15 protein-coding genes are annotated in these 15,198 nt (G+C 66.8%); 10 read left to right on the plus strand and 5 right to left on the minus strand.

Annotated elements, in window-relative coordinates:
* Nucleotides 1-18: 18 nt before the first annotated feature.
* Together OSC30_RS09885 and OSC30_RS09890 are read right to left on the minus strand one after the other, a co-directional pair.
* The gene (locus tag OSC30_RS09885; RefSeq protein ID WP_267171675.1) at nt 19-441 is read right to left on the minus strand and encodes a DNA polymerase III subunit chi; all 423 of its coding nucleotides are present in this window, start codon (nt 439-441) and stop codon (nt 19-21) included.
* Nucleotides 442-574: 133 nt separating this feature from the next.
* Nucleotides 575-2,068, minus strand: coding sequence for a leucyl aminopeptidase (locus OSC30_RS09890; protein WP_267171676.1), 1,494 nt, complete (start codon nt 2,066-2,068; stop codon nt 575-577).
* 91 nt (nt 2,069-2,159) lie between these two features.
* Between OSC30_RS09890 and lptF the strand changes: the two genes are divergently transcribed.
* From lptF to OSC30_RS09915, 5 genes are read left to right on the plus strand one after another with little or no spacing between them, the layout of a single operon-like run.
* The gene (lptF, locus tag OSC30_RS09895) at nt 2,160-3,272 is read left to right on the plus strand and encodes an LPS export ABC transporter permease LptF (RefSeq protein ID WP_267171677.1); all 1,113 of its coding nucleotides are present in this window, start codon (nt 2,160-2,162) and stop codon (nt 3,270-3,272) included.
* Nucleotides 3,272-4,369, plus strand: coding sequence for an LPS export ABC transporter permease LptG (gene lptG / locus OSC30_RS09900; protein WP_267171704.1), 1,098 nt, complete (start codon nt 3,272-3,274; stop codon nt 4,367-4,369). Before lptF ends, lptG begins: the two co-directional genes overlap by 1 nt.
* 46 nt (nt 4,370-4,415) lie before the next feature.
* The gene (locus tag OSC30_RS09905; RefSeq protein ID WP_267171678.1) at nt 4,416-4,883 is read left to right on the plus strand and encodes an OsmC family protein; all 468 of its coding nucleotides are present in this window, start codon (nt 4,416-4,418) and stop codon (nt 4,881-4,883) included.
* Between the two features lie 5 nt (nt 4,884-4,888).
* Complete coding sequence (locus tag OSC30_RS09910; RefSeq protein ID WP_267171679.1) at nt 4,889-6,064, plus strand: RHS repeat domain-containing protein; 1,176 nt, start codon at nt 4,889-4,891, stop codon at nt 6,062-6,064.
* Nucleotides 6,061-6,423, plus strand: a complete 363-nt coding sequence (locus OSC30_RS09915) for a hypothetical protein (RefSeq protein WP_267171680.1) — start codon at nt 6,061-6,063, stop codon at nt 6,421-6,423. The genes OSC30_RS09910 and OSC30_RS09915 overlap by 4 nt, the downstream gene beginning before the upstream one ends.
* Nucleotides 6,424-6,494: 71 nt before the next feature.
* On the opposite strand, the gene OSC30_RS09920 is transcribed toward OSC30_RS09915, so the two are convergent.
* The 3 genes from OSC30_RS09920 to OSC30_RS09930 are packed head-to-tail and all read right to left on the minus strand — an operon-like array spanning nt 6,495 to nt 9,546.
* On the minus strand, nt 6,495-7,214 hold the full coding sequence (locus OSC30_RS09920; protein WP_267171681.1) for a TVP38/TMEM64 family protein: 720 nt from the start codon (nt 7,212-7,214) through the stop codon (nt 6,495-6,497).
* Nucleotides 7,211-7,771, minus strand: coding sequence for a nucleoside deaminase (locus tag OSC30_RS09925; protein WP_267171705.1), 561 nt, complete (start codon nt 7,769-7,771; stop codon nt 7,211-7,213). The genes OSC30_RS09920 and OSC30_RS09925 overlap by 4 nt, the downstream gene beginning before the upstream one ends.
* Before the next feature lie 5 nt (nt 7,772-7,776).
* Complete coding sequence (locus tag OSC30_RS09930) at nt 7,777-9,546, minus strand: glutamine--tRNA ligase/YqeY domain fusion protein (RefSeq protein WP_267171682.1); 1,770 nt, start codon at nt 9,544-9,546, stop codon at nt 7,777-7,779.
* A 141-nt stretch (nt 9,547-9,687) separates the two neighbouring features.
* Here OSC30_RS09930 and OSC30_RS09935 point away from each other — a divergent pair, with 141 nt between their 5' ends.
* From OSC30_RS09935 to clpB, 5 genes are all read left to right on the plus strand, one after another.
* The gene (locus tag OSC30_RS09935; RefSeq protein ID WP_267171683.1) at nt 9,688-10,611 is read left to right on the plus strand and encodes a 2OG-Fe(II) oxygenase; all 924 of its coding nucleotides are present in this window, start codon (nt 9,688-9,690) and stop codon (nt 10,609-10,611) included.
* 70 nt (nt 10,612-10,681) lie between these two features.
* A complete protein-coding gene (locus OSC30_RS09940; protein ID WP_267171684.1) occupies nt 10,682-10,957 on the plus strand; it encodes a putative signal transducing protein in 276 nt (91 codons plus the stop codon).
* Nucleotides 10,954-11,853 (plus strand): DMT family transporter, encoded by a 900-nt coding sequence (locus tag OSC30_RS09945; protein WP_267171685.1) that lies wholly within the window; start codon nt 10,954-10,956, stop codon nt 11,851-11,853. The genes OSC30_RS09940 and OSC30_RS09945 overlap by 4 nt, the downstream gene beginning before the upstream one ends.
* 103 nt (nt 11,854-11,956) lie before the next feature.
* Nucleotides 11,957-12,475 (plus strand): adenine phosphoribosyltransferase, encoded by a 519-nt coding sequence (locus OSC30_RS09950; protein WP_267171686.1) that lies wholly within the window; start codon nt 11,957-11,959, stop codon nt 12,473-12,475.
* A 116-nt stretch (nt 12,476-12,591) separates the two neighbouring features.
* Nucleotides 12,592-15,183: an ATP-dependent chaperone ClpB gene (clpB, locus tag OSC30_RS09955; RefSeq protein WP_267171687.1), complete on the plus strand. Its 2,592-nt coding sequence runs from the start codon at nt 12,592-12,594 to the stop codon at nt 15,181-15,183.
* Nucleotides 15,184-15,198: the final 15 nt, after the last annotated feature.

Consider the following 15,198-nt stretch of genomic DNA (forward strand, 5'->3'; position numbering starts at 1 on the left):
GCGCCCGCAAGCGGGCTCCTACATGTCGAACTTGGCCAGTTCGAACCCGCGTTGCTGATACTCGCGCCAGCGATCGCGCGAGCCGGTGCGCTCGGCCTTTTCGGCGGCCACCACTTCGAGCACGCGCTCGAAACGTCCCGCCGGACAGGTTTCGCGCAGGTTGATCAGCAGCGGCCGGTCCGCGGTGTCGATGCCCGGCGGAACGATCAGCACCGCGGTGCTGGCATCGTCATCGTCGCCGGCGAGCTGGTGCGGGATGAAGGCATCGGCATCGAAATCCCAGAGCAGTTCGTCGACCGCCTCGGCCTGCTCGAAATCGCGGGTAAGAATCAGCGTCGGCTGCTGTGCCGCGTAGGCGCGGCGCGTCAGCTCGCACACCAGCAGCAGCGGCTGCTCGCGGAATCGCGGTTTGTCGATCAGGTAGAAGTCGGCGCGGGGCATTTGGGGGCAGGGAGTCGGGATTCGGGAGTCGGTGTTTAGGTTCGGCTTCGGCTTCGGGTTCGGGTTCGAGGTCCTGTTCGGAGCCGGCCGGCGGCGGCCGCCAGGCGCTGCTCTTGCGAATCCCGAATCCCGTTCAACCGACCCTATCGATCAGCCACTGCGCCAGCAGCGGCACCGGGCGCCCGGTGGCCAGGCCCTTGCGGCCCTCGTCCCATGCCGTGCCGGCGATGTCCAGGTGGGCCCAGCGCTGGCCCTCAGTGAAACGCGAAAGGAAGCAGGCGGCGGTAATCGCGCCGGCGCTCTTGCCGCCGATGTTGGCCACGTCGGCGAAGCCCGATTCCAGTTGCACCTGGTAGTCGTCCCACAACGGCAAGCGCCAGGCGCGGTCGAGCGCCTCCTCGCCGGCGTCGAGCAGCTCCGCGGCCAGGTCGTCGTGCTTGCTCATCAGGCCGGTGGCGTGCTTGCCCAGCGCCACGACGCAGGCGCCGGTAAGCGTGGCCGCGTCGACGATCGCCCTGGGCTGGTAGGTCTGCGCGGTCCAGGTCAGCGCGTCGCACAGGATCAGGCGGCCCTCGGCGTCGGTGTTGAGCACCTCGATGGTCAGGCCCGACAGGCTGGTGAGCACGTCGCTGGGACGATAGCTGTCGCCGTCGGGCATGTTCTCGGCCGAGGGCACCACGCAGACCAGGTTGAGCTTCAAGCCCATCTTCACCGCGGCGACGAACCCGCCGAGCACGCCGGCGGCGCCGCCCATGTCGAACTTCATCTCCTCCATGCCGGCGCCAGGCTTGAGGCTGATGCCGCCGGAGTCGAAGGTGATGCCCTTGCCGACGAAGGCATAAGGCTTGTCGCCAGCGTTGCCGCCGTTGTATTCCAGCGCGATCAGGCGGGGCTTGTTGACTGAGCCGCGGCCCACCGCCAGCAGCGAGCCAAAGCCGAGCCTTTCCATTTCTTCGTGGTCGAGGATGCGGCAGTTGACGCTCTCGTTGTCGTCGGCGAACGCCTGCGCGCGGGCCGCGATGTAGGACGGGTTGCAGATGTTCGGCGGCAGGTTGGCGAGCTCGCGGGCAAAGCGCACGCCTTCGGCGATCGCCAGCGCCTGGTCCAGGCCCGCCTGTGCGTCGTCGCCGGCGGCGAAGGCGACCGACGCCAGCTGCGGCTGCGCGCTCTTCTCGCGCGGCTTGAAGGTGGCGGTGTAGCGGTATGCCGCGTGGTCGGCGGCCAGCGCCGCGGTGCGCACGCGCCAGGCCGCGTCGCGGCCGGGCACGTCCACGTCGGTCAGGAACGACACCGCCGACTCGACCGGCAACTTGCCCAGCGCACGGGCGGCCTCCAGGTTGATCTTCTGGAAACGCGCCGCGTCGAAGTTTTTCTGCGCACCCAGGCCCACCACCAGCACGCGGCGCGCGGCCACGCCGGCCGGCGCGAACAGCACGGTGACGCTGCCGGCCTTGCCGGTCACGTCGCCGCTTTCCACCTGGCGCTTGATCGCACCTTCGCTGGCGCCGTCCACGCGGGCGGCGGCGCTGGTCAGCAGGCCGTTCTCGTAAACGCCCACGACAAGGCAAGGCGTCTCGACGGATTCGGGCGACGTGCTGGCCGCGACCAGACTGAACTGAAGCGTCATCGGATAGGTCCTGCGAGGTAAGAAACGGAGCGACCGGCTAGACTTGACGCTTCAGCGCCGGCCTGCGGTGCGAGACCCTCAATCCTATCGCATGCTGAGCATCCTCGACCGATACTTCCTGCGCGAGCTGGCCCAGACCGTGGCGGCCACGGCGATCGTGCTGGTGGCGATCATCACCGGCACCACCTTTGCCAAGGTGTTGCAGCAGGTCGCGGGCGGCAGCTTTCCGGCCAGCGTGATGTTCCCGGTGCTGGGCCTGCGCACGCTCGACGGGCTGACCAACCTGCTGCCGCTGGCCGGCTTCCTGGGCGTGATGATGGGCCTGGGCCGCATGTACCGCGAAAGCGAGATGCACGTGCTGGCCTCTTCGGGCATGGGCCCGCGCGGGCTGCTCAAGCCGGTGGCGATCCTGGCCGGCGCCATCGTGCTGCTTACCGGCGTCGTTTCGCTGTGGCTGGGGCCGTGGGCCGTGCGTACGTCCGATGCGCTGGTGGCGGAGGCCAACCGCTCGGTGATCGCCGCGGGCCTGGACGCCGGCCGCTTCACCGAACTGCCGGGCAAGGGCGGCATCATCTTCGTCGATTCGCTGAGCCGCGACGGCAGCTTGCTGGGCAAGACCTTCATTGCCACCGAGGGTGAGGACAACGACGGCGTGCGGCAGCTCAAGGTGGTCACCGCCACCGGCGGGCAGCTCTACCAGGAGAGCAACGGCGAGGGCCGCTTCATGGCCCTGAGCAAGGGCTGGCAATACAAGATCCCGCTCGGCCGCGACGACTGGTGGCGCATGCAGTACGCGCGCAACGACGTGGCCCTGTCGAGCGTGCAGGCCGACGAGGAAGAGGATCCGGCGCACTCGCAGGGCACCCTGGCGCTGGCCACGTCGGCCGCGCCCGATGCACGCGCCGAGTTCGCCTGGCGCATCCACGCGCCGCCGATGGCTTTCGTGCTGCTGATGCTGGCGCTGCCGCTGTCGCGCCAGAGTCCGCGCGAGCCGCGCTACGGACGCATCCTGCTGGCGCTGCTGGGCTTCTATTTCTATTACCTGCTGCTGGCGCTGGGGCGCGCGCAGATCGGCAAGGGCCATTGGGCCAATTCGATGCCGCTGCTGCTCGTGCACCTGCTGGCGCTGGCGCTGGCCGCGTGGCTGTTCTGGAAGCAGTACGCGCCGCGCAAGTCGCGCCGCGCGCCAAAGGCGGTGCCCTGATGCGGCTGGCGATCAAGCGGGTCGACCGGCTGGTCGGCATGACCGTGCTCGGCTCGCTACTGACCACCTGGCTGGTGCTGACCGGCTTCGACGTGGTGACCCAGTTGCTGCGTCAGCTCGGTTTCGTGGGGCGCAACGGCTACACGACCTTCGACGCAGTCAGCTACGTGCTGGTGACGGTGCCGCGACGGCTGTACGAGTACTTCATCTTCGCCGCGGTGATCGGCGGCCTGATGGGGCTGGGCAGCCTGGCCGGCAATGGCGAACTGACCGCGCTGCGCGCCGCCGGTATGTCGCGGCTACGCATCGCAGGGTCGGCGGCCGGCGTGGTGGCGGTGCTGATCGTGGGCGTCACCCTGCTGGGCGAGACGGCCGCGCCTTGGGGCGACCAGAAGGCGCAGGCGATCCAGCTGCGCATGAAGGCCAACCACCTGGGGCTTTCCGGCAACACCGGCCTGTGGGCCAAGGATGGCAACCGCATCGTCAACGCCAAGGCCACGCTGATCAAGCAGGTGCAAGGCCACAACGTGGTGCAGCTGGCCGACGTGCGGGTGTTCACGCTGACGCCTGATGGCCAGGTCAGCCGCTTCGACTGGGCGCAGTCGGCACAGAACGACGGTCGCCAGTGGGTGCTCGAGGGCGTGCGCACCACCACCGTCGACGCCAAGGGCACGCACACCTCCACCCAGGCGCACGAGCGCTGGGATTCGCGGCTCAACCCGCGCGTGCTGGAGCAATCGGTGATCCAGCCGCAGTACCTGCCCATGCGCGACCTGTACCGCAACATGGGCTACCTCGAGCGCAACGGGCAGAACCCGGGCATCTACGCAGTGACTTTCTGGGGCCGCGTACTGTATCCGTTGAACGCTCTGGTGCTGGTGCTGTGCGCGATGCCGTTCGCCTTCGGTGCGCTGCGCTCGGGCGGTCTGGGCAAGCGCATTTTCGTGGGCATCCTGCTGGCGATCGGCTGGTACTTCCTGCAGAAGGCGCTGGTGAATTTCGCCACCATCTATGGCGTGCCGCCGCTGCCGGCCAACCTGCTGCCGGCGTGCGTGCTGGCGTTGGGTGCGTGGCTGTACTTCCGCAGGCGCAACTGACGCTCCTGCCGGCGTTCCGGCCAGCGTCCAACCACAGGACATGGGCATGAGCAAGCACACCGCCGAACTGACTTGGGTCCGCGAGGGCCAGCCCTTCCTGGACAATCGCTACAGCCGCCGGCACATGGCACAGTTCGACGGCGGCGAACGGGTGCCGATGTCATCCTCGCCCGACGTGGTGCCGGCGCCGATGTCCGACCCTTCGGCGGTCGACCCCGAGGAAGCCTTCGTCGCCTCGCTGGCCAGCTGCCACATGCTGTGGTTCCTGGGACTGGCGGCGCGCCAGGGTTTCCGCGTCGACAGCTACCGCGACGCGGCGGTCGGCACGATGGGCCGCGATGAGCGCAACCGCATCGCCATGCGGGAGGTACTGCTGCGCCCGCGCGTGGATTTCTCCGGCGAGGCGCTGCCCAGCCGCGAGCAGGTCGAACGACTGCACCACGATGCCCACGAGGCTTGCTTCCTGGCCAACTCGGTCCGTTGCGAGGTGCGCTGCGAGCCGGTGTTCGGTTAGCCAACATGACAATCAACGGCTGGCTACTTCGCCCAATGAGTGAATGGTTAAGACAGTGGCAACTAGGCTTACTTGACGATATCAATAATTTACGAATCAATTCTCTGTGCCGCCTCACACATAGAGGCGCTCACAGGGGAAGAGTAATGTCGTTGCCAAAGGGACGCTTGGCTCATATTCATCCGCCTTTGTCTCATATCATGTCGTATGGCGGTGACCGAAAACCGTCATCTTCACTCCTTGTGGCGAACCGGGCTTTCCATTGGCCGAATCATCGACGGCAGAAGAAAAGCGCCTCAGTCAAGCGGGTGATCCATTGGCTGGTGTGGCTGACGTTGTTGTGCGTGGTGGCAGCGCAGGCGGCCGAGACCACCACCTACGTGCTGACAGATGATCAGGGGACGGTGCTAGCAAAGACCGATGCACATGGAAATATTATCGCACGGTACGACTATCGACCTTACGGAGCGCCAGTGTCTGGCTCGCTACCGGGTGGACCGGGCTATACCGGCCATGTGAATGACCCGGATTTGGGTCTCGTTTATATGCAGGCGCGATATTACGATCCGATAGGGCACATGTTGAGCGTGGACCCAATAAGATTGGCGCCAGGTAATATCTTCAAATTTAATCGGTACGCTTATGCCAACAATAATCCTAACCGGTTTATTGATCCGGATGGAAGGAACGTAGTAACGGCGCTCGGCGGTGTGGCGACCGAAACCTGGAATGCGCTTAATGGCCGGGGGTTCGATGGCCCAATGGTCATGGGCGCATTAGCGGATGGCTACAACGGCGAAGGGGACGGCTTTGCATCAGCTGCCTTTCAGGATGTAACTACGCTAGTTCCCACTGGCGCTTTGGCGGGGACGGCGATAAAGGTTTCGCGCCTTACTTATAAGGCAGTCAAGGTTGCTAATGTGGCGAGAGCTAATAAGATCGTTCACATTTTTTCTCAGTCAAGACACAATCTTGCGGGTCTTGCTAAGGCGCTTGGCGGCGAAGGTAAGGCTTTTAAAGCAATCGAGAAAGCCACAGGAAAAGCGGTAGACACATCGAAGGCGGGCAGGTTTGAGACGACCGTCAAGGTTGGCGGGGAACAGGTCACGGTGAGGGGTAGTGTTGTCGATGGCAAGGTTAAAATTGGCACGGCGTTCATCAAGGAAGAGCTTAAAAGATGACCATCGACGTTTTGCCGAGCATTGAACGGGACGCCTTGATTTTGCTGCTTTCAGGCACCGACGCTACTTGCCGTGAGCTTCACTCTCAACTGGCGCATGTGGTCAAGGTTGAGAGGAACGAGACCGGTGCTGGGGTATATGCAGTATTTAGATTGGATGGCGATGTTAAATCTCTGAAGGATGGTGGAACGTTTCAGTTGTCAGGGGTGTTCGCTGTGAGCGAAAAGTGCGGTGAGATAGGTTTTCTGCTATACGTCAAAGACGGCTTGATTGATTGCTTGGAGGCGTATGTTTACGAGGATACCTATCCCCGTTATTCGGATTGTGATTTCAAGCTCGAGAGTGATCGCAAGAATTAAGAGTTGGAATTAAGCTCCGCACGCTGCCGCTTCGGCGATATGATCGAATGCCGATTACTCGGGGCGCTGGCCTAACCGTCGTTGTCGCGCTGCGGGCGGCGCCGGTGGCGGGTGAAGTGGCCGATCAGCAGCGGCAACAGCGCGAGCAGGGCGATCGCGCCCAGCGGAAGCAGCACCTCGCGATGCATGAAAAGACCGACGCCGATGCGGTCGCTGTGCCTGAGCGCCTGGCCCAGTCCGGCGCCGATCGACGTCTCGAAGATCAGCGCCACGGTACCGCCCAGCCAGGTGGCGCCCAGGAACAGCCACAGCGGGCAGCGCAGCCAGGCCAGGCAGACGGTGATCAGGCCGAACGGCGCCACCGGGACGAAGCGCAGGAACAGCGTGTAGCTCACCGGATGGCGCTCGAAGCCGTGGTGCAGCCTGGCCACGAGCGCCGGCGGATGGCGGCTGCCGGCACCGAAGGCATAGCGGCTGGCCAGGAACAGGATCAGCGAGCCCAGGGTCAGGCCGACCGAGGAATACGTCGTCCCCTCGACCACGCCGAAGGCGAAACCGCCGGCAAAGATCACGATCACCGTGCCTGGGATACCGGTGGCCATCGCCAGCGTCAGCAGGCCGATATAGGCGAGCCGGCTGAGCCAGGGGTTGGCGGTGATCTGCGCGTGCAGCTCACCCTGGTGTGCCACCAGTTGCTCGGGATGGAGCCGGTCCAGCGCGCCGGAGGCGAACAGCACCAGGCCGGCGGCCACCAGCAACACCAGGGGCAGCGCGGCGCGCAGCCGGGTCAATAGTGCGCTCCGCCCTGGCCGTAACCGGCCAGCACCTCGCGCGCCTCGTCACGCAGGATGTCGCGGCGCACGGCAATGCCGCGGCGTTCGAGCTGGGCCACCCAATCGGCCGGCAGCGGGCCTTCGTCGAAGGTGGTGAGCGCCTCGACGTCCTCGCCGCGGGCGCCGATCAGCAACTCGTCGATGCCGGCCCACACGGTGGCGCCATAGCACTGGCAACAGGGCTGCGCGCTGGTGGCCAGGATGTAGCGGCCGTTGCCGTCCGCGTTGAGGCGGAAACTCGACAGCCGCTGCTGCGCCAGCATGTAGGCCATCATCTCCGCGTGCGCCACCGAGCAGGTCTGTGGCACCACGCGGTTGATGCCCGCGGCGACCAGCCGGCCGTCCTCGTGGAACACCGCCGCGCCGAACGGCCCGCCGTGGCTGCGCCTGACGTTCTGGCGCGCCAGCTCGATCGCCAGGCCCACGCGTTCCTCGTCGCCGAGGTAGCGCCGGCCGGTGTCGGCCACCTCGGCGACCCACGGCGGCAGGGTGAGATGGAGTTGCAGCGGCAGCAGCATGCTCAGCGCTTCGACCAGGTATCGCGCAGCGTCACCGTGCGGTTGAACACCGGTGCGTCCGGCCGGTGCTCGACGCGGTCGGCGACGAAGTAGCCCAGCCGTTCGAACTGGAAGCGCTGCTCCGGCTCCGCGGCCGCCGCCGCCGGTTCCAGCCAGCCGCGCCCGATGCGCTTGGCCTCCGGGTTGATGTGCTCGATCCAGCTCTTGCCGTCGCTCTCGTCGTCCGGCGCGGCCGCGTCGAACAGGCGGTCGTAGAGGCGCACCTCGGCGACCACCGCATGCCGCGCGCTGACCCAGTGGATGGTGCCCTTGACCTTGCGGTCGGCACCGGGCAGGCCGGCGCGCGACTCGGGATCGAGCGTGCAGCGCAGCTCGATGATGTCGCCGGCGGCATCCTTCACCACCTCCTCGCACTTGACGATGCCCACGCCGCGCAGGCGCACCTCGCCATCGGGAACGAGGCGTTTGAAACCCTTGGGCGGTACCTCCGCGAAATCCTCGCGCTCGATCCATACCGTGCTCCCGAAGGGCACTTCGCGCGCGCCGAAGCTTTCGTCCTTGGGGTGGTTGGCGAAACGCAGGGTTTCCTCGTGGTTGCCCGGCAGGTTGGTGATGGTCAGCTTGAGCGGATCGAGCACCGCCATGCGCCGCGGCGCGGTGGCGTCCAGGTCTTCGCGCACGCAGTTCTCGAGCAGGGCGTAGTCGATCACGCTGTTCTGCTTGCTGATGCCGAGCCGCTCGATCAGCAGGCGCAGGCCCGCCGGCGTGAAGCCGCGCCGGCGCAGGCCGCGCAGGGTGTTCATGCGCGGGTCGTCCCAGCCGTCGACCAGGCCCTCATTGACCAGTTGCGCCAGCTTGCGCTTGCTGGTGATGCAGTAGGACAGGTTCAGGCGTGAGAACTCGATCTGCCGCGGCTTGGCGGGCTTCGCTTCCAGCCCGGCGTCGACCACCGACTGCCACAGCTGTGGATGGCCGGCCAGGTCCACGTTGTCCACGCACCAGTCGTACAGCGGGCGATGGTCTTCGAACTCCAGCGTGCACAGCGAGTGGGTGATGCCTTCCATCGCGTCGGACAGCGCGTGCGCGAAGTCGTACATCGGGTAGATCGGCCAGGCGTCGCCGGTGTTCTGGTGGGCCACCTTGCGGATGCGGTAGATCGCCGGATCGCGCAGGTTGATGTTGCCCGAGGCCATATCGATCTTCGCGCGCAGGGTCTTGCTGGCGTCGGGAAACTCGCCCGCGCGCATGCGCTTGAACAGGTCCAGGTTTTCCTCGATCGAGCGCTTGCGGTAGGGCGACGGGCGACCCGGCTCGGTGAGCGTGCCGCGGTATTCGCGCATCTGCTCTGGCGTGAGGTCGTCGACGTAGGCCTTGCCGTCCTCGACCAGTTTGAGCGCGGCACGGTAGAACACCTCGAAATAGTCCGAGGCGTGGCGCAGCTCGTGCCAGTCGAAGCCCAGCCAGCGCACGTCCTCCTTGATGCCGGCGACGAACTCGGGGTTCTCCTTGCCCGGGTTGGTGTCGTCCAGACGCAGGTTGCACCAGCCGCCGAACTCGCGAGCGATGCCGAAATTCAGGCAGATCGCCTTGGCATGGCCGATATGCAGGTAGCCGTTGGGCTCGGGCGGGAAACGCGTGCGGATGGCGACGTGCTTGCCGCTGGCCAGGTCCTCGCGAACGATCTGGCGCACGAAATCCCGTTGCACGTCCGTCCGCTGCACGTTGTCGGCGGTGCCTGGGGCGTTTTCGGCGGCGGGGTTTTCGATGGGCATGGGTACGGCTCGGGCGGGGCAGGGTGGAAGCGGAGAAGTTTACCCTTAACTCGCGCGGGCCTCCCCGGATGGCGCCCGGGGGCGTTCAGCGCCGGGGCCGCCCGCTACAATCGGCCACTCCGATTCCGACAGACCCACCCGATGCCCGCAGCCGGCCTTTCCATCCTTGATCCGCGTGTCCTCGGTGCCTCGGAGACGCACCGCGCCGGGTTCACCTCGGCCGTGCCGTTCCCGCACGTGGTGATCGAGAATTTCTTCGAGCCGGGTTTCGCCGCCGAGCTGCTCGCCACGTTCCCGGCGTTCGAGCGCGGCAACAGCGTGGGCGACGATGGCACGCCGGGCGGAAAGTCCACGCTCGACCGCATCCGCGGGCTCGGGCCGGCCTACCAGCGGCTGGACGATGCCATCAAGAGTCCGGAGTTCCTGCGCGCCATCGGCGCGCTTACCGGCATCGATGGGTTGATCTACGACCCCTGGTACCTGGGCGGCGGCACGCACGAGAACCGCAACGGCATGGCGCTCGACCCGCACGTGGATTTCAACTTCCACCCCAGCGAGCGCTGGCACCGGCGGCTGAATCTGATCGTCTATCTCAACCCGGAATGGGAGGCCGCGTGGGGCGGCTGTCTGGAGCTTTTCCGTGATCCCTACGCCGATGCCCGGCCGGCCAGCTCGGTGGCGCCGGTGTTCAACCGCTGCGTGATCTTCGAGACGTCCGAGCGCTCCTGGCATGCGTTCGACCCGATCCGCCTGCCGCCGGAACATGCCCACCTCACGCGCCGCTCGATCGCGCTGTACTTCTATACGAAGGACCGCCCCGCGGAAGAAACCGCGCCGCGGCATACCACCTACTACGTCAACCGCCAGCTTCCCGCGTACATCGACGAAGGTCGCACGCTCTCGCGCGCCGACGTGGCGGACATCAGGCAACTGATGGAGCTGCGCGATGCGCACATCCGCATGCTGTATGCGGAAAACACCGCGCTGCGCCAGGCGCAGGATCGCGGGCTCACCGGCCATCTGCTGTATCTGGCCAAGCGCGCCTACGTGCGCTTTCGGCGCTAGCCGCCGCGGTGGCACCCGCGGCCCGCGCGCGGGACTTGCCGCCCTCGGGGCCGCGCAGTAGCGTGGCCGCATGCGCATCGCCTACCGAGCTCAAAGCCTGATCGACGCCCACCTGGTGAAGGATGCGCTGGAACGCGAGGAGATTCCCGCGTTCATCTCCGGCGAGTACCTGACCGGCGCGGTCGGCCAGTTGCCGGCGATCGACTACGTGGCGGTGATGGTGCCCGAGTCGTCGATCGAGGCCGCCGACACCATCGTGCGCCAGGTCGAGGCGCAACTGGCCGAGGCGCGGACCGCGGTCGATGACTGGGACGGCGACGCGCAACTGGCGACCGACACACCGTGACCTCACCGGTTCCTGCCGCGGCGACGCCCCTGGCGCCGCCGGCGTCGGTCGGCCGCATGGCGCTGGGCGCGATGTTGCTGTCCACCACCAGCATTTTCGTGGTGCTGGCGCAGGTGGCGCCGACCGTGTCGGCGTTCTACCGCATGCTCTTCGGCGGCGTGAATTTGCTGGCCTGGGTGGCGCTTCGGCGTCGCTGGGCCCATGTCGGCTGGCGCGACCTCGGCCTGGCGCTGGTGCCGGCGCTGGGGTTCTCGCTGGACCTGATCTTCTGGCATCGTTCGATCCTCTGGGTGGGGCCGGGCGTGGCCACGCTGCTGACCAACTTCCAGGTGTTCCTGATGGCGCTGGTCGGTTGGTGGGTCTATCGCGAGCGACTGGGACGCTGGTTCGTTCCCGGCCTGCTGGTGGCGTTGGGCGGTTTGTGGCTGCTGGTCGGCGCGCACTGGTCGCTGTTCGATGTGCGGCACCGGCTGGGCGTGTGGTTGGGGTTGGCCAGCGGCGTGGCCTACACGGCGTACCTGCTGAGCTTCCGCCGCGCGCTGTCGGGACATACCCGGCTTTCGGCGGCGCAGTTCCTTGGGGTGATGAGCCTGCTCAGCGCTGGGCTGCTGCTGTGCTGGGGGCTGGTCGAGGGCGACACGTTTGCGCTGGTCACCGTGCGCAGCTGGAGCGCGCTGCTGGCGTTGGGTTTCTTTGGCCAGGTGGTGGCATGGCTGCTGATGGTGCGCGCGATGCCGCTGCTGCCGGCGTCGCTGGTGGGGCTGTTGCTGCTGTTGCAGCCGGCGCTGGCGTTCGTGCTGGACGTGGTGCTGTTCAGGCGGCCTACCGGCGGGGGCGATTGGCTGGGGCTGGCGTTGGCACTGGCTGGCATCCTGCTGGGGACGCGCAAGAAGTAGGTCGCATGGGTGGAGAAGCACTTTGTGCATGCCTGCGCGGCTCGGGGTGACACCGCGGTCGCGCACAGGGTGCGCTCCTACAGGTTTCCACAAGGATCAGGCGATGCACGATTTTGAAACGCTCATTCGCGCGGTGCCCGGCTTTCCGCAGCCGGGTGTCGTTTTCCGTGACGTCACCCCGCTACTGGCCGACGCCGGCGCCTTCGCCCGCTGCATCGATGCGCTGGCCGAACCCTGGCTGGGCGAAGGCGTGCGTGCGGTGTGCGGGATCGAGTCGCGCGGTTTCATCTTCGGCGCCGCGATGGCGCAGAAGTTGAACGCCGGTTTCGTGCCGCTGCGCAAACCGGGCAAGCTGCCGCCGCCGGTGGTCGGCGTCGACTACGCGCTCGAATACGGCCACGACCGATTGGAGCTGGGCGCCGACGCGGTGCAACCGGGCGAGCGCGTGCTGCTGGTCGACGACGTGCTGGCCACCGGCGGAACGCTGGCCGCGGCACAGGCGTTGCTCGAGCGGCTCGACGTCGAGCTGGTGGGCGCCGCCGTGGTGATCGAACTGGAGGCGCTCGGGGGCAGGGCGCGCTGGCAGGGTCAGACACCGCTGCGCGCGCTGTTTCGCTACTGAACGCGGCACGGCGGCCACCGGCCGAGCCGGGCCTGCCGTCTTGAAGGGTGCTGAGACGCCCCTATCTCCTGCGCATGGCGGCGGGGGCCGCCCCCGATTCCCGAGGAATCCACACCATGCGGATGGACAAACTCACCTCGCGTTTCCAGCAGGCGCTGGCCGACGCGCAATCGCTGGCCGTGGGCCGCGACAACAACATCCTGGAACCGGCGCACGTGATGGCGGCGCTGCTCGACCAGCAGGGCGGCTCGACCGCGCCGTTGCTCACCCAGGCCCAGGTCAACGTGCCGGCGCTGCGCCAGCGCGTGAGCGACATGCTCGAGCGCCTGCCGCAGGTGCGCGGGCAGGAGGGCAACATCAGCGTCGGCAACGACCTGACCCGCCTGCTCAACCTCACCGACAAGCTGGCCCAGCAGCGCGGCGACCAGTTCATCGCCAGCGAGCTGTTCGTGCTGGCGGCGCTGGAGGACAAAGGCGAGCTTGGGGCCGCGCTGAAGGCCGCCGGCGCTGGCAAGGCCAGCCTGGAGGCGGCGATCGAAAAGCTGCGCGGCGGCGAAAAGGTGCAGAGCGAGAACGCCGAAGAGCAGCGCCAGGCACTGGAAAAATACTGCGTCGACCTGACCTCGCGCGCCGAAAGCGGCAAGCTTGATCCGGTGATCGGCCGCGACGAGGAGATCCGCCGCACCATCCAGGTGCTGCAGCGGCGCACCAAGAACAATCCCGTGCTGATCGGCGAACCGGGTGTGGGCAAGACCGCCATCGTCGAAGGGCTGGCCCAGCGCATCATCAAGGACGAAGTGCCCGAGGGCCTGCGCGGCCGCCGCGTGCTCGCGCTGGACATGGGCTCTCTGATCGCCGGGGCCAAGTTCCGTGGTGAATTCGAGGAGCGCCTGAAGGCCGTGCTCAACGACCTGGCCAAGCAGGAAGGCCGCGTCATCCTGTTCATCGACGAGCTGCACACCATGGTCGGCGCCGGCAAGGCCGAGGGTGCGATGGACGCGGGCAACATGCTCAAGCCCGCGCTGGCTCGCGGCGAGTTGCACTGCATCGGCGCCACCACCCTGGATGAGTACCGCAAGTACATCGAGAAGGACGCCGCGCTGGAGCGACGCTTCCAGAAGGTGTTCGTGGGCGAGCCTTCGGTGGAGGACACCATCGCCATCCTGCGTGGGCTGAAGGAGCGCTACGCGGTGCACCACGGCGTGGAGATCACCGATCCGGCCATCGTCGCCGCGGCCACGCTTTCCAACCGCTACATCACCGACCGCCAGCTGCCGGACAAGGCGATCGACCTGATGGACGAGGCGGCCAGCCGCATCCGCATGGAGATCGACTCCAAGCCGGAGGAACTGGACCGGTTGGAGCGGCGGCTGATCCAGCTGAAGATCCAGCGTGAAATGCTGAAGAAGGAGACCGACGAGGCCTCCAGGAAGCGCCTGGCCGACCTGGAAAGCGACATCGAGAAACTCGAGCGCGAGTTCTCCGACCTCAACGAAATCTGGAAATCCGAAAAGGCCGCGCTGCAGGGCGCGACCAGGATCAAGGAACAGATCGAGGCGGCGCGACTGGAGCTGGAAGCCGCCCAGCGCCGGCAGGACTACGCGAAGATGAGCGAGATCCAGTACGGCCGCCTGCCGGAACTGGAGAAGCAACTCGCCGTCGCGCAGGCGGCCGAGAAGCAGGAATTCAAGCTGGTGCAGGACCGCGTCACCGACGAGGAAATCGCCGAAGTGGTCTCGCGTTGGACCGGCATTCCGGTATCCAAGATGCTCGAGGGCGAGCGCGAGAAGCTGCTGCACATGGAGCAGGCGCTGCATCATCGGGTGGTCGGCCAGGACGAGGCCGTGCGCGCCGTGTCCGACGCCATCCGCCGCGCCCGCGCGGGCCTGTCCGACCCCAACCGGCCGTACGGTTCGTTCCTGTTCCTGGGGCCCACCGGCGTGGGCAAGACCGAGCTGTGCAAAGCGCTGGCCCAATTCCTGTTCGACACGCAGGAAGCGATGGTGCGCATCGACATGAGCGAATTCATGGAGAAGCACTCCGTCGCCCGCCTGATCGGCGCGCCGCCGGGCTACGTCGGCTACGAGGAAGGCGGCTATCTGACCGAAGCGGTACGCCGGCGGCCGTACAGCGTGATCCTGCTCGACGAGGTGGAGAAGGCGCACCCGGACGTGTTCAACATCCTGCTGCAGGTGCTCGATGACGGCCGCCTGACCGACGGCCAGGGCCGCACGGTGGATTTCCGCAACACCGTCATCGTGATGACCTCCAACCTGGGTTCCCAGATGATCCAGGACGCGGCCGAATCGGGTGGCGATCCGGAGGAGCAGTACACCAAGATGAAGGCGGCGGTGATGGGCGTGGTGCAGGCGCACTTCCGGCCCGAGTTCATCAACCGGCTGGACGAGCTGGTGGTGTTCCGGCCGCTGGAGAAGAACCAGATCCGCGCCATCGCGAAGATCCAGCTGGCGTACCTGGAGAAGCGGCTGGCCGAGCGGGACCTGAAGCTCGACATCGGCGACGACGCGCTGGCCCTGCTGGGCAACGTGGGCTTCGATCCGGTCTACGGCGCGCGGCCGCTGAAGCGCGCGATACAGCAGCAACTGGAAAACCCGCTGGCCCGGGAGATCCTGGAAGGCCGCTTCACGCCCGGCACCACCATCCACGTCGATGCCGAAGGCGGGCAGCTGACCTTCAAGGCGGCCTGAGGACCCCGCATTCTC

This window comes from Frateuria hangzhouensis, from assembly GCF_026410505.1.
GTDB classification, from domain to species: domain Bacteria; phylum Pseudomonadota; class Gammaproteobacteria; order Xanthomonadales; family Rhodanobacteraceae; genus Frateuria_A; species Frateuria_A hangzhouensis.